Raw genomic sequence first — 14,143 nt, 5'->3', positions numbered from 1 at the left:
GCTGTCCACATGCCAGTTCGTACCGCCCTGCGCCCCGGCGTGCAGTCACCGACCCTGCCGGTTCCGAAGTCGATCCCGCGGCCGGAATACGCGTGGAAGTCCACCGTGCAGGAGGGCAGCGAACCCTGGGTGCAAACCCCAGAGGTGATCGAGAAGATGCGCGTCGCGGGACAGATCGCGGCAGCGGCACTGGCCGAGGCCGGCAAGGCGGTGGCTCCCGGCGTCACCACCGACGAGTTGGACCGCATCGCCCACGAATACATGATCGACCACGGCGCCTATCCATCGACATTGGGCTACAAGGCATTTCCCAAATCCTGCTGCACCTCGCTGAATGAGGTGATCTGCCACGGAATTCCGGATTCGACCGTGGTCGAGGACGGTGACATCGTCAACATCGACGTCACCGCCTACATCGACGGCGTACACGGCGACACCAACGCCACCTTCCTGGCCGGCGACGTCTCCGAGGAGCACCGGCTGCTCGTCGAGCGCACTCACGAGGCGACCATGCGGGCCATCAAGGCGGTCAAGCCGGGGCGGGCTCTGTCGATCGTCGGCCGGGTGATCGAAGCCTACGCAAACCGGTTCGGCTACAACGTGGTTCGCGATTTCACCGGGCATGGCATCGGCACCACGTTCCACAACGGGTTGGTGGTTCTGCACTACGATCAGCCTGCTGTCGAGACCGTGCTGGAACCGGGCATGACGTTCACCATCGAACCGATGATCAACCTCGGGTCGCTCGACTACGAGATCTGGGACGACGACTGGACCGTGGTGACCAAGGACGGCAAGTGGACCGCTCAGTTCGAGCACACCCTGGTGGTCACCGAGGACGGCGCCGAGATCCTCACGCTGCCGTGACGCGGCAACCGTGAGCGGGGCGCTGCTGGTCGCCGGCACCACCTCCGATGCCGGCAAGTCCATGGTCGTGGCGGGGCTGTGCCGGTTGCTGGCGCGTAAGGGTCTGTCCGTGGCGCCGTTCAAGGCGCAGAACATGTCCAACAACTCGGCGGTCACCGTCGACGGCGGCGAGATCGGCCGCGCCCAGGCCATGCAGGCCCGGGCCGCCGGGCTGGCGCCCAGCACCAGGTTCAACCCCATCCTGCTCAAGCCCGGTGGGGATCGCACGTCGCAGTTGGTGATCCGCGGCCAAGTGGCCGGAACGGTGGCCGCCGGCGATTACTTCACCCGCCGGGAGCGGCTCGCCACCGTCGTCGCCGACGAATTGGCCTCGCTGAGATCCGAATTCGACGTGGTGATCTGTGAAGGGGCCGGCTCACCGGCCGAGATCAACCTGCGTGCCACTGACCTGGCCAACATGGGGCTGGCCCGCGCGGCGGACCTGCCGGTCATCGTCGTGGGTGACATCGACCGCGGCGGTCTGCTGGCCCACCTGCACGGCACCGTGGCGGTCCTGGCCCCCGAGGACCAGGCCCTGATCGCGGGATTCGTCGTCAACAAGTTCCGTGGCGACCCAGCCCTCCTCGAACCCGGACTGCGGCAGCTGCTCGAGCTGACCGGACGGCCCACCTACGGCGTGATCCCGTTCGACGACGGAATCTGGCTCGACACCGAGGATTCGGTGTCGGTCCGGCCCGGCGGCATGGTGGGCACACCGCAATCGCCCCGCGGGGCGCAGACACTCACGGTCGCCGCGATCAGGCTGCCGCGCATCTCCAACTCCACCGACATCGAGGCACTGGCCTGCGAGCCCGGCGTTGCGGTGCGCTGGGTCGCCGACGCCGCAGACCTCGCCGGCGTCGACCTCGTAGTGATCCCCGGAAGCAAAGCCACCGTCAGCGACCTGGCCTGGCTACGACGACGCGGCCTGGCCGAGGCCATTCTCGAACACGCAGACCAGGGCCGGCCCGTGCTCGGGGTGTGCGGCGGGTTCCAGATGCTGTGCCGCCGCATCGACGACGGCGTCGAGTCCGCGACCTCGGAAACAGTCGAGGGGCTGGGGCTGATCGATGCCGACATCGAATTCGCTCTCCAGAAAACCCTGCGACACTGGGAAGAACCGTTGTGGGGCTACGAGATCCATCATGGGCAGGTGACTCGCAGCGCGGCCGATGATTGGCTGGGGATCGGGCTGCGTCGCGGCGCGGTGTACGGCACCCACTGGCACGGTCTGCTCGACAATGACCGCCTGCGTCGGGCCTGGCTCACCGAGGTCGCCGCGGCCGCGGATCGCGAAGGGTTCGTGGTTGCCGACGACATCGACGTCCGGGGTCGGCGTGATGCCCAGTTGGATCTCATGGCCGACTTGCTGGCCGCGCATCTCGACGTCGATGCCGTGATGGACCTGGTGTGGCACGGGCCTCCGCCGCGGCCCACCATGAGCACTGCGCTCGTCGACGTACCTCGGTAACCTGGGCAGATGAATCGGCGCCATCGGTGGGTGGCAGCTTTGGTGGGACTGGTCGCCATGACGACGGTGTCCGGTTGCTCGACCGTGGTCGCCGGATCTCCCACGTGGCCCGGAGCCACCCTCGAGAAGGTGTTGCTGACGCCCGCCGACTTCCCTCCGGGCGTGCAGTTCGATCGCGTGATCGACGACGGTGGGGGTCCGGGCGGATCCGGTGGGCCGCCACCGATGCTGTCCACACCGGCGGGATGCAGCGACGGGATGACCCGGGTGATCGCCGAATCCGCCGAGCGGGGCCCGGGCAGTGCCGCTCAGATCATCGCCGCCTACGACGGCGCGCGGATGGTGCTGACCGTGATGAGCTCGCCGTTGCCGCTCGATCGGCTGGCGGACACCGCGCAACGGTGCGCGCAGTTCTCCACATATTTCGATCCGGCGGACAAGGGCATCCCGATGACCACCACCAAGCTCGCCGCGCCGCGTGCGTCGGCCTTGGCCTATCAACAGACCATGCGTCTGGGCGGTGGTGAACAGAGCATCTTCTTCGCCTTCGAAAACGTCGGCAACTGGGCGGTTTTCGGCATCGCATTCCCGGCCCAGAATCCATCGATCGTCGCCAAAGGTGCATTGCCGCAGACATTTCTGGATATTTTCGGTATCCAGGCCCACCGCCTCGACGCACGCTGACGCAGGCGTCAGGACAATATTGATTCCGGCCCGCACGTCGCTACTGGACGGTAGTTTGTCCGAATGCTTACCACCGTCGCGACGATCGACGGATTCACCACGCCCGTCGACGTCTCGGGACCCGAGAAGGGTTCCACCGTGGTGGTGCTGAGCGCGGGCCATCACGGTCCGGCCGCTTATGAGCCGATCTGCCGACGGTTGCACACCGCGTCACTGCGCACGGTGATCATCGGTCCCGATCCGCGATTGACCGCCAAGTCGGTGGTCGGCATTCTCGATTCGCTCAACATCAAATGGGCATTGCTGGTGGGTGACCGACTCGGGGGAGAACTCGCCTGGGAGCTGGCTGCCACCCGGCTGGACAAGTTCATCGGCCTGGTGGTCGTGGACCGCGGCCACCCACGTGTCGCCGACGCCACCGGCGTGATCCGCGACGACGAATGCCCCCCGGTGGAGATGAACACCACCGTGCTGGTCAGCACCCCGGCTGCTCGCGCAGTGGCCAAGGCCAGCCAACGCTATGTCTACGGTGACTTCCGCATGGTGGAGATGCCGGGCCGGCGCAATGCCGGTGATTCGACCGCGCAACTGGCGGCCGAGATCGTGCTGCGCACCAGTAGTTGGTGACCTGCGCTTCAGGTCCAGGTCCAGGTCCAGGTCCAGGTCCAGGTCCAGGTCCAGGTCCAGGTCCAGGTTCAGGTCCAGGTCACAGGCTCAGCCCGCCCGGCGGTTTGTCACGCTGGAGTGGCTCTGGCCGCCGAGTGTCACGCTGGAGTGACAGCAGATGTGGGCCGGTGACCGGACCGTTCGCGTTTGTCACGCTGGAGTGGCTCCGGCCGTCGAGTGTCACGCTGGAGTGACAACGCGGGGCGGGGCCGGCGGCCTGCCTTCGCGCGGGCGCTCAGTCAGCCGCCTCCGAAGGCATCCAGGCCTGCGGCAACCCCGGCTGCTGCGGGAACAGGAAATCCACAAACGCCGCCGCCGTGGGCTGCGGCTCATGATTGGCCAGGCCCGGGCGTTCGTTGGCTTCGATGAAGACGTACTCACGGCCCGTCACATCGGGCACCAGCAGGTCGATTCCCGTCACCGGTATGCCGAGCGCGTCGGCCGCTGCCACTGCGACCCGGCACAGTTCCGGGTTCACCTCCGCGGTGACGTCGTGGATCGTCCCGCCCTGGTGCAGGTTCGCCGTCCGTCGCACCCGCAGCCGCTCGCCCTCGGGCAGCACATCGTCGAATGACCATCCGGCCTCGGCGACCGTGCCCTTGGTGACGTCGTCGATCGGGATGCGCGATTCCCCACCGGTGGCGGCGGCGCGGCGCCGCGACTGCGTCTCGATCAGCTCACCGATGGTGTGCTTACCGGTGCCGACGATCTCGGCCGGCCTGCGAATCGCGGCGGCCACCACCTTGCTGTCGATCACGACCAACCGAAGATCGTCGCCAGCGGCGCGCTGCTCGATCAGCACCTCGGGGTACTGCTCGCGGGCTCGGTGCAGCGCGGCGTCGAGTTCGTCGCCGCCGTCCACCCCGACGGTGATGCCCTTGCCCTGCTCGCCGCGGGTGGGCTTGACCACCACATCGCCGACCTCTGCCAGAAACTCGTGATCCTCGGCGTCGAAACTGGACAGCCGGCCCTTGGGCACCGTGATGCCGGCGTCGGAGACGATGCGCCGGGTCTGGCGCTTGTCGTCGCAGCGGGCCATGGCCACCGCAGAAGTGAACTCCGAGAGCGACTCCCGGGTGACGACGCTGCGGCCGCCGTGCGACAGCCGCATCTCTCCGGCGCCTGCATCGAGCACCTCGACCCGGATGCCTCGGCGCATCGCCTCGTCGGCGATGATGCGGGCATACGGATTCAGATCGTCCACGGTCTCCGGAGGATGGGTGAACAACGGCTCGTTGATCGCGTTCTTACGCTTGACGGCCAGCACCGGAACGCGATGGAAGCCAAGCTTCTCGTACAGCGCGATCGCGGCGGAATTGTCGTGGGCCACAGAGAGATCAAGGTAGGCCCGGCCCCGCTCGCGGAAGATCCCGGCCAGGGTCCTGGTGAGCGCATCGCCGACGCCGGGGAGTCCGGCGGCCGGATCCACCGCCAGGCTCCATAGGCTCGACCCATCCTCAGGGTCGGCGAACAGTCGCTTGTGGTCGACGCCGGTGACGGTGCCCACCACACTGCCGTCGTCGTCGCGCACCGCGACCAGATAGACCACGGCGGGGGTGAGGGTGTGGTTGTGCCAGATGACGTCGACGGGTGCGGGCACCATCCCGCACCGCACGTACACCCGGTTCATCGCGTCGGCGTCGTTCGGCGTCTGCAAGGTACGCACGGTGAACCCGACGGGGTCGGCCGCGGTGAGCTCATCGGTGAACCGCAACCGGTAGGTGTGGCTCGGGTCGATGAACAGTTCCGCGGGGGAGCGGGCGATCAGCACGTGCGATTCGCGGGCGTAGATGCAGATGTCGCGGCGGCCCGGGCCCTCCTGCTGCAGCACCTCGGCCAGTGTCTCGGGGTCGGCGAACGTCTGCCCGAAAATCAACCGGCCCCAGCCTAATTCGAGCACCACATCGTCGGCCATGGCGTCGACGAGGTGCTGCGGGGAGGCATCGTGCAGGCCGAGCGTGATCGCCTCGGTGTGGTCGGGCTCCAGTGCCGGGGCCGACGCATCGTGGTCGGTGGCGGTCATGCCGCGGCTCCCGTCACACCGTGGCGCTGCAGCCACAACTCGAGCAGCGCGATCTGCCATAACTCGTTGCCACGCAGAGGAGTCAGCCTGCCGTTCGGGTCGGCCAGCAGCCGGTCGACGGCCTCGGGACGGAACAGCCCGCGCTCCTTGGCCTCCGGCGCATACAGCGCATCGCGGACCATGTCCAGGTACGGCCCCTCGAGGTGGGTCAGCGCCGGGACCGGGAAATACCCCTTGGGGCGATCGATCACGGCTGCCGGAATCACCCGGCGCGCAGCCTGTTTGAGCACACCCTTGCCGCCGTACGCGGTCTTCAGGCCCGGCGGGCAGGTGGCGGCCAACTCGACGAGCTCGTGATCGAGGAACGGCACGCGGCCTTCCAGACCCCACGCCATGGTCATGTTGTCGACCCGCTTGACCGGATCGTCGACCAGCATCACGGTCGTATCGAGCCGCAACGCCCGGTCCACCCCGGTCTCGGCGCCCGCCGCAGCGAAGTGATCGGTCACGAACACCCCGCTCGGGTCCCCGTCGGCGCGGTAGCTGTCGCTGATCAGCGCACTCACTCCGGCGCTGTCCCGGTCGAAGAACGCGCCCCGGTAGCTGGCCACCGAACCGTCAAGGCTGGCCGCGCCCGGTTCGGCCATCGGCGGGTACCAGTGGTAACCGGCGAAGACCTCGTCGGCGCCCTGCCCGGACTGCACCACCTTCACGTGTTTGGCCACTTCTTGGCTGAGCAGGTAGAAGGCCACGCAGTCGTGGCTGACCATCGGTTCGCTCATCGCGCCGATCGCCCCGCCGAGGGCGGGCAGCATGCGGTCGGTGTCGATCCGGATCTGGTGATGATCGGTTTCGAAATGCTCGGCGATGATGTCGGAGTACTTGAACTCGTCACCGGCCACGCCGCCCACGGACTCGAAACCGATCGAGAAGGTGGACAGACCGTGTTGGCCGGCTTCGGCGAGCAGGCCGACGATCAGCGAAGAATCGACCCCGCCGGACAGCAGGCACCCGACGGGCACATCGGCCACCAGACGCCGCTCGACAGCGCGCCGCAGTGACTCCAGTACCGCGTCCTCCCAGTCCTTTTCAGACCAGTCGGCCCGGTCGGCGTGCCGGCTGAAATCGGGTGACCAGTAGACGGTGGTGTGCCGGCTGCCGTCTGGTTCGATCGCGACCACCGACGCGGGCGGCACCTTCTTGATGCCCTGCAGGATGGTCAGAGGAGGGGGCACCACCGAATGGAACGTGAGGTAGTGGTGTAGTGCGATCGGGTCGATCCGGGTGTCGACGCCGCCGCCGGCCAGCAGTGCCGGCAGGGACGAGGCGAACCGGATCCGATGGTTGTCCTCGGTGATGTACAGCGGCTTGATGCCCAGCCGGTCGCGGCCGAGCAGCACCCGGCCGGTGTCCCGCTCGACGATCGCGAACGCGAACATCCCCATCAGGTGCTCGACGAACCGGTCACCCCAGTGGTGATAGGCCTTGAGCAACACCTCGGTGTCGCTGTGCGAGAAGAAGCGGTAACCGTGCCCGGACAGTTCCCGGCGCAGCTCCTGGTAGTTGTAGATGCAGCCGTTCCAGCAAACGGTCAATCCCAGTTCGGGATCAACCATGGGCTGGGCGCCCGCTTCGGTCAGGTCAATGATTTTCAGGCGGCGGTGACCCAGTGCGACCCGGCCTTGCGACCACACACCGGCCGCGTCCGGACCCCTGGGTGCCATCGCGTCTGCCATGGCCGACACCGCTGAAATATCCGGTGTCCGGCCATCGAGACGCACCTCCCCGGCGGCTCCACACATCAGTTCGACCCTACACAGGATCTGGCGTCGGTGCGTCACCCGCGGTGTGTCGGGGGTGTGACCAGGACATGTCGGACAGTGGCCCTATTCTCCTCGCATGAGGCCTGGATTCGGCTTCGGGATAGCCCGTGACGAGCTGATTCGCGATTTCGGAGCGCAGTCGACCGTGCGCGGCGAACGTTATGCCGCCGAGGGCCGGGTCCGCGACATCGAGTTCGATGCCGACGAGCGTCTGCTGCGCGGACGGTGCGTGGGTTCGCATGGTCAGCTGTATGTCCTTGAGGTCGGACTGTCGCCGGGAAGTCGGGCTGTCGTCGAGTGGGCACTGTGTTCATGCCCCGTGGGGTCGTTCTGCAAACATGCCGTCGCCCTGGTGCTGGCGGCGTCCCCGGCCGATGCGGCCCATGAGCCGGTGGAGCGTTGGCGCTACGTGCTCGACAAGGTGCTCGACGAGGTGGCCGCCCCGGCAGGGGGCGGCAAACCGATCGCGCTGGAATTCTCCATCGGTGCACCCACCCGCTACCGCCCGGGAACCCTGCTGATGCTGCGTCCGCTGACGCTGGGCAAACGGGGCACCTGGATCACCCGCGCATTGACCTGGGGTCGCCTAGCGGACTATCCCGATTCGGGCGAGTTCGATCGCGAGCAGTACCGGGCGGTGCGGGCGCTGGTGTCGGAGATGGTGCGGTACTCCTCGCCGCACAGCGGCGAGGGAATGATGCTCAACGGAATGCCCGCCACCTTGTGGCCACGGCTCGACGACGTGCTCGCCGCCGGCGTGACCATCCTGGCCGACGCCGCAACGGGCATCCGTGCGGTCGAGTTGGCCAAGAACGTCCACCTCCGGTTGGACTTCGCCGCCGAGGGCGGCGGCGGTGCGGTGATGTCAGTGTCCCTGATCGTCGACGGACAGGAACGCGAGCCCGACGGCGTCGGGCTGATCGGGATGCCCGCTCCGCACGGGATGTTCCAGGTTGTCGACTCGGTGCTACGCATGGGTGCCTTCGATCCGGTGCCCGCACGCACCATGGCCGAAATGCTGGGCCACCACGAGCAGGTGCACATCCCGGCCGACATGGCGCGCGAACTCGCGGTCGACATCCTGCCCCGGCTGGCCAGCAGCGTGGACATGGAGGTCGCCGACGGTCTCTTCGTCCCACCGACCATCACCGGCCCGAAGCCCGCGCTGACCGTCAAGGTCGTCGACGGCGGCGCACGGGTCTTCTGGAGCACCCGGTACGAGGTCAACGATCAGCATCACGACTTCGACCCGTTGTCTTCGGCCGGGCTGATCGGATATCGCGACCCGGCCGCGGAGGAGGAGCTCTGGCAGCGGGTACTACCGGCGTTGCAGGTGGTCGCAGCGGCCGCGCAGGACTGGAAACGTCAAGCCTCACAGCATGTCAACCGCCGGATCTCCACGACGCTCGACGCCGAGGCCGTCCACGAGTTACGGGCCATCGTCAATGCCGTGAGTGCTGTGGACGCGGTCGCGGTCGCGTCCCGGCGCACTCTGCTGGGCGGCGTCACTCTCACCGCGGTGGAGGCCGCGGTGCTGTGTGACCACACCCTGCCGCAACTGGACTGCTACGCGGAGCTGATCGTCGATGCCGATGGCCGGTACCGAGCTGCCGGTGCCGACCCGGTGCTGTCGTTCTCCGGGGACACCTCCGTTCCGGGTGACTGGTTCAACCTGAACGTCACGGTGTGCGTGGACGGCGAGACGGTGGCCCTGCCCGAGGTCATTCGCGAATTGGCCACTGGCGCAACGCACATGTTGCTGCCGTCGGGTATCTACTTCCGGCTCGACACGCCGGAGCTGGTCCGGTTGAGGGCCCTACTCGACGAGGCGCGTGCGCTCGGTGAGATCGACGGGGACCGGGTCAATGCCGCATCGCTCAACGTCACATTGTGGGACGAACTGCTGGAGCTCGGCGTTGTCGACGAGCAGCTCGCCCGGTGGCGGGCGAATCTGGCGCGTTTGGCCGCCGCGCGTCCGCCGGCGCCCATCGAACCGCCCGCGGGCCTCGACGCCGACCTGCGCGACTACCAGCGGGACGGGCTGGACTGGCTTTCGTTCCTGTGGGACAACGGGATCGGCGGAGTGCTTGCCGACGACATGGGCCTGGGCAAGACCGTGCAGACCCTGGCGCTCATCGCGCGGGCGGTGAGCGGAGGTGCCGGGAAGTTCCTGGTGGTGGCGCCGACGAGCGTGGCCCGCAACTGGGTGGCCGAGTGCCGCAAGTTCACCCCCGACCTGAATGCGGTGGTGCTGACCTCCACCACCGCCCGGGCGGCGGTGGGGTTGGCCGAACAGGTGGCCGCGGCCGACATCGTCGTCACCTCTTACACGCTGCTGCGCATGGATATCGCCGCTTATTCGCAAATCCCATGGGCTGGAATGGTTCTCGACGAGGCCCAGTTCGTCAAGAATCACCACAGCAAGACCCATCAGGCCGCTCGCCTGCTCGACGTGCCATTCAAACTGGCGATCACCGGCACACCGATGGAGAACAACCTGATGGAGTTGTGGTCGCTGCTGTCGATCACCGTGCCCGGTCTGTTCCCGTCCCCGAAGGTGTTCGAGACGTACTTCCGTAAGCCGATCGAATCGGGCCAGGCCGACGACCTGCTTCCGGTGCTGCGCCGGCGGATCAAACCGGTGCTGTTGCGCCGCACCAAAGGCCAGGTGCTCACCGAGCTGCCCCCGAAGAGCGAGCAGGTGCTGACCATCGGCCTGAGCGCCAAGCACCGCAAGATCTATGACACGCGGCTGGCGCGGGAACGCCAGAAAGTGTTGGGACTGCTGGGGGACTGGGAGAAGAACCGGTTCCAGATCTTCCGGTCGCTGACCCTGCTGCGCCAGCTCAGCCTGCACCCGGGGTTGATCGACGACGCCGCACGCTCGGTAGGTTCGGCCAAGATCGACTTCCTGGTCGAACAGCTCGATCAGCTGGTGGCAGAGGGACACAGTGCGCTGGTGTTCAGCCAGTTCACCGGGTTCCTCGGCATCGTCAGGTCGCATCTGGATTCCGCGGGGATCGCCTACAGCTACCTCGACGGTTCCGTCGACTCCGACGGCAGGGCCAGGGCCATCGAGGAATTCGGTGCCGGTACCAAGCAAGTGTTCCTGATCAGCCTGAAGGCGGGGGGATTCGGGCTCAACCTCACCGCCGCCGACTACTGCTTTCTGTGCGACCCGTGGTGGAGCCCGGCCGCCGAGGCGCAGGCTGTCGACCGGGCCCACCGCATCGGGCAGGCCCGGCCGGTCAGCGTCTACCGTCTGGTCGCGGAGAACACCATCGAGGAGAAAGTGGTTGCGCTGCAGGACCGCAAGCGGGCCCTGTTCGCCGCGGTGGTCGACGACGGCGATCTGTTCGGCTCGGCCATCACCGCCTCCGATATCCGCGAACTCCTCGGCTGATCAACCGGAGACGGGCGCGCTGGCGGTGTCCACCTGCTTGATCGGACCGGTGAACCAGTGCTTCACCGAAGCGTGCCAGTAGATGAAGAGCAGGATCAGCACGCTGCCCACTAGCAGCGGGGTGTAGTTCACAAACTTCCACTGGAAGCTCGGATCCCACGGCATGCCACCGAGCGAGGTGGGGAACATCGCGATGATCGCGGTGACGATGATCTCGACGATCGCCACCGGCGCCATCCACTTGTACCTGTTGCCGACATTCCACTTGCCCTGCTCGAAGGAGTCGCCGGCCTTCCACCGGTAGTAGATCGGTACCGCGAAGCACAGGTACAGGCCCACCACACCGATCGAGACGACCGCGTAGAACGCGACCGGGGACGGCACGTCGACGCCGTTGACCGGAATCTTCACCGGCACGATGGCGGGCAGCGTGATGATCGCGGCGATCACCGCAGTGATGATGACGGCGTTCGCGGGGACGCGGGTGGCGCTGATCTTCGACCACAATTGGTGTCCGGGTACCGCGCGGTCCCGGCTGAAGGCGAACAGCATGCGCGAGGCGCTGGTCTGGCAGGCGGTGGTGCAGAACAGTTGGCCCGCGGTGGCGATCAGCAGCACGACGCCGGCCCACTTGGATCCCAGTGCCTGGGTGAAGATCGTTGCGACCGCGCCACCATTGGCCGAAACCTCGTCGGAGTTCTGCACGGCGAACAGGAACGACAGCAACAGGATCCAGCCACCGATCGCCGAGTAGAAGATCGACTGCCAGATGCCCTTCGCGGCGGCATTGGCCGCGCTCTTGGTCTCTTCGGACAGGTGCGCCGACGCGTCATATCCGGTGATCGTGTACTGCGTGAGGATCGCCGAGATCGGTAGCACGAACAGCAGGAAGCCCCAACCGGACGTCGAGCCGGAGAAGATCCCCGAATTGTTGATGGTCTTCGCGAAAACATCAGAGACACTGGCATGTTGGTCCGGGAGCAGCCACAGGATCGCGATCACCGCGGAGGCGCCGGCGACGTGCCACCACACCGAGACATTGTTGATGACGGCCAGCAGGTGTGACGAGAAGATGTTGATCACGGCCGAGACGGCCAGGATGATCAGGAACATGATGAACACCCGGGTCAGGCTGTAGCCGGCCAGCCAGGATTCGCTGAACGTGCCCAGGGTGAGATCCAGGAATGTCGCGCTGCCGTAGGACACCGATGCCAGGATCGCGATCAGGCCGATCAGGTTGAGCCAGCCGGTGTAGAAGCCGGCCTTGGGCCCACCGAGTTTGGACGCCCACCAATAGATTCCACCTGAGGTGGGGTAGGCGGAGACCAGTTCGGCCAGGCAGAAGCCGATGATCAGGATGAAGACCGAGACGATCGGCCACCCCCAGGCGATGGCGGCCGGGCCGCCGTTGTTCCAGCCCAATCCGAACGACGTGAAGCAACCGGCGAGGATAGAGATGATCGAGAACGAGATGGCGAAGTTGGAGAATCCTGACCAGGACCGCTGCAGTTCCTGGACGTAACCGAGTTTGGCGAGATGTTGTTCGTCGTCCGTGAGTTGTTCGGTGAGTTCTTCGTGCCCCTCGGGCATGGCGGCTCCTCGTGTGCCGGGCGGTGGGCGGTCTGCCAAACGGACCATAGAACTTTATTGGTCTGTTGTCCTACCTTTTGACGTGACAATCGTGCTAATTCGGTGCACGATCGTCACGTCATCGGCGAGACAATGGTCGGCTGGACGTCAGGTTGGTCGGCAAGCCCCACACGGGCAGGAGGGTGCGCAATGAGCCAGAACCCCGGCATGCTGGCACGAGCCGATCTGGAGCAAATGGTGGCGGCGGGTGAGATCGACACCGTGATCGTCGCCTTCTGCGATATGCAGGGCCGGCTGACGGGCAAGCGGGTTTCGGGCCGGTTGTTCGTCGAGGAGGTCGCCGCCCACGGCGCAGAGTGTTGCAACTACCTGCTCGCGGTCGACGTCGACATGAACACCGTCGGCGGCTACTCGATGTCGAGCTGGGAAACCGGCTACGGCGACATGGTGATGACAGCCGACTTCAGCACCTTGCGGTTGATCCCGTGGCTGCCCGGCACCGCGCTGGTGATGGCGGACCTGTCGTGGCTCGACGGTCGCCCCGTCGAACAGGCGCCCCGCAGCATCCTCAACCGGCAGATCGATCGCCTGGCCGAGCGCGAACTCGTGCCGTACGTCGGGACCGAGCTCGAATTCATGGTGTTCGACAACACTTTCCGGGAGGCGTGGGCGGCGGGCTACCGGGGCCTGACACCGGCCAGCGACTACAACGTCGACTACGCCATGATGGCGTCCACCCGGATGGAACCGCTGCTGCGCGACATCCGCCTCGGCATGGAGGGCGCCGGGTTGTACTGCGAGGGCGTCAAGGGGGAGTGCAACCTGGGTCAGCAGGAGATCGCGTTCCGCTACGACCACGCCCGCAACACCTGCGACAACCACACCATCTACAAGAACGGTGCCAAGGAGATCGCCGACCAGCACGGCAAGAGCCTGACGTTCATGGCGAAATTCGATGAACGCGAAGGCAACAGCTGTCACATCCACGTCTCGCTACGCGGCGAGGACGGGTCTCCCGTGTTCGCCGACGAGTCCGATCCGCAGGGAATGTCGTCGATGTTCCGCAGCTTCATCGCCGGTCAACTGGCCACGCTGCGCGAGATGACGCTGTTCTACGCTCCGAACATCAATTCCTACAAGAGATTTGCCGACGGCAGTTTCGCGCCCACGGCCATTGCCTGGGGTATGGACAATCGCACCTGCGCGTTGCGGGTGGTCGGCCACGGGCCGGGTATGCGGGTGGAATGCCGGGCACCCGGGGGAGACGTCAACCAGTACCTGGCCGTGTCGGCACTGATCGCGGGCGGTCTGTACGGCATCGATCACGAGCTGGAACTTTCCGACCCGCTGCCGGGCAATGCCTATTCCAGTGGGGCGCAACGGTTGCCCACCACGCTGGCCGAGGCGGCTGAGCTGTTCGAGAAGTCCGAGGTGGCGCGCACGGCATTCGGGGACGACGTCGTCGAGCACTACCTCAACAACGCGCGCGTCGAATTGGCGGCGTTCAATTCCACGGTGACCGACTGGGAAAGGGTCCGCGGCTTTGAACGGCTCTGATTTCAGCGCGAGCAGACGGT

General features: G+C 66.4%; 9 protein-coding genes. 6 read left to right on the top strand and 3 right to left on the bottom strand.

What is annotated here, in order from left to right:
• Positions 1-9: 9 nt before the first annotated feature.
• From map to AB0876_RS14375, 4 genes are all read left to right on the top strand, one after another.
• On the top strand, positions 10-867 hold the full coding sequence (gene map, locus AB0876_RS14390; RefSeq protein WP_491838725.1) for a type I methionyl aminopeptidase: 858 nt from the start codon (positions 10-12) through the stop codon (positions 865-867).
• A gap of 10 nt (positions 868-877) precedes the next feature.
• Positions 878-2,377 (top strand): cobyric acid synthase, encoded by a 1,500-nt coding sequence (locus AB0876_RS14385; protein ID WP_491838726.1) that lies wholly within the window; start codon positions 878-880, stop codon positions 2,375-2,377.
• Positions 2,378-2,386: 9 nt separating this feature from the next.
• Entirely contained in the window at positions 2,387-3,061 is a 675-nt protein-coding gene (locus AB0876_RS14380) for a hypothetical protein (RefSeq protein WP_526042244.1), read from the top strand.
• A gap of 63 nt (positions 3,062-3,124) precedes the next feature.
• The gene (locus AB0876_RS14375; RefSeq protein ID WP_491838728.1) at positions 3,125-3,688 is read left to right on the top strand and encodes an alpha/beta fold hydrolase; all 564 of its coding nucleotides are present in this window, start codon (positions 3,125-3,127) and stop codon (positions 3,686-3,688) included.
• Positions 3,689-3,962: 274 nt separating this feature from the next.
• Here AB0876_RS14375 and ngg read toward each other — a convergent pair whose 3' ends face one another.
• Both ngg and AB0876_RS14365 read right to left on the bottom strand, forming a co-directional pair.
• The gene (ngg, locus tag AB0876_RS14370; RefSeq protein ID WP_526042243.1) at positions 3,963-5,750 is read right to left on the bottom strand and encodes an N-acetylglutaminylglutamine synthetase; all 1,788 of its coding nucleotides are present in this window, start codon (positions 5,748-5,750) and stop codon (positions 3,963-3,965) included.
• Positions 5,747-7,552 carry an N-acetylglutaminylglutamine amidotransferase gene (locus tag AB0876_RS14365; protein WP_491838730.1) on the bottom strand — a complete coding sequence of 602 codons (1,806 nt, stop codon included), beginning with the start codon at positions 7,550-7,552 and terminating at the stop codon, positions 5,747-5,749. Before AB0876_RS14365 ends, ngg begins: the two co-directional genes overlap by 4 nt.
• Before the next feature lie 97 nt (positions 7,553-7,649).
• Here AB0876_RS14365 and AB0876_RS14360 point away from each other — a divergent pair, with 97 nt between their 5' ends.
• Positions 7,650-10,976: a DEAD/DEAH box helicase gene (locus tag AB0876_RS14360; protein ID WP_526042242.1), complete on the top strand. Its 3,327-nt coding sequence runs from the start codon at positions 7,650-7,652 to the stop codon at positions 10,974-10,976.
• Here AB0876_RS14360 and AB0876_RS14355 read toward each other — a convergent pair whose 3' ends face one another.
• Entirely contained in the window at positions 10,977-12,566 is a 1,590-nt protein-coding gene (locus AB0876_RS14355; RefSeq protein ID WP_526042241.1) for an amino acid permease, read from the bottom strand.
• Positions 12,567-12,755: 189 nt separating this feature from the next.
• Here AB0876_RS14355 and AB0876_RS14350 point away from each other — a divergent pair, with 189 nt between their 5' ends.
• Entirely contained in the window at positions 12,756-14,123 is a 1,368-nt protein-coding gene (locus tag AB0876_RS14350; protein WP_491838733.1) for a glutamine synthetase family protein, read from the top strand.
• Positions 14,124-14,143: the final 20 nt, after the last annotated feature.

This window comes from Mycobacterium sp. NPDC049093 (assembly GCF_040704635.1).
In the GTDB taxonomy this organism is placed as follows: Bacteria; Actinomycetota; Actinomycetes; order Mycobacteriales; family Mycobacteriaceae; genus Mycobacterium.
This window is presented reverse-complemented; position numbering and strand designations above follow the sequence as displayed.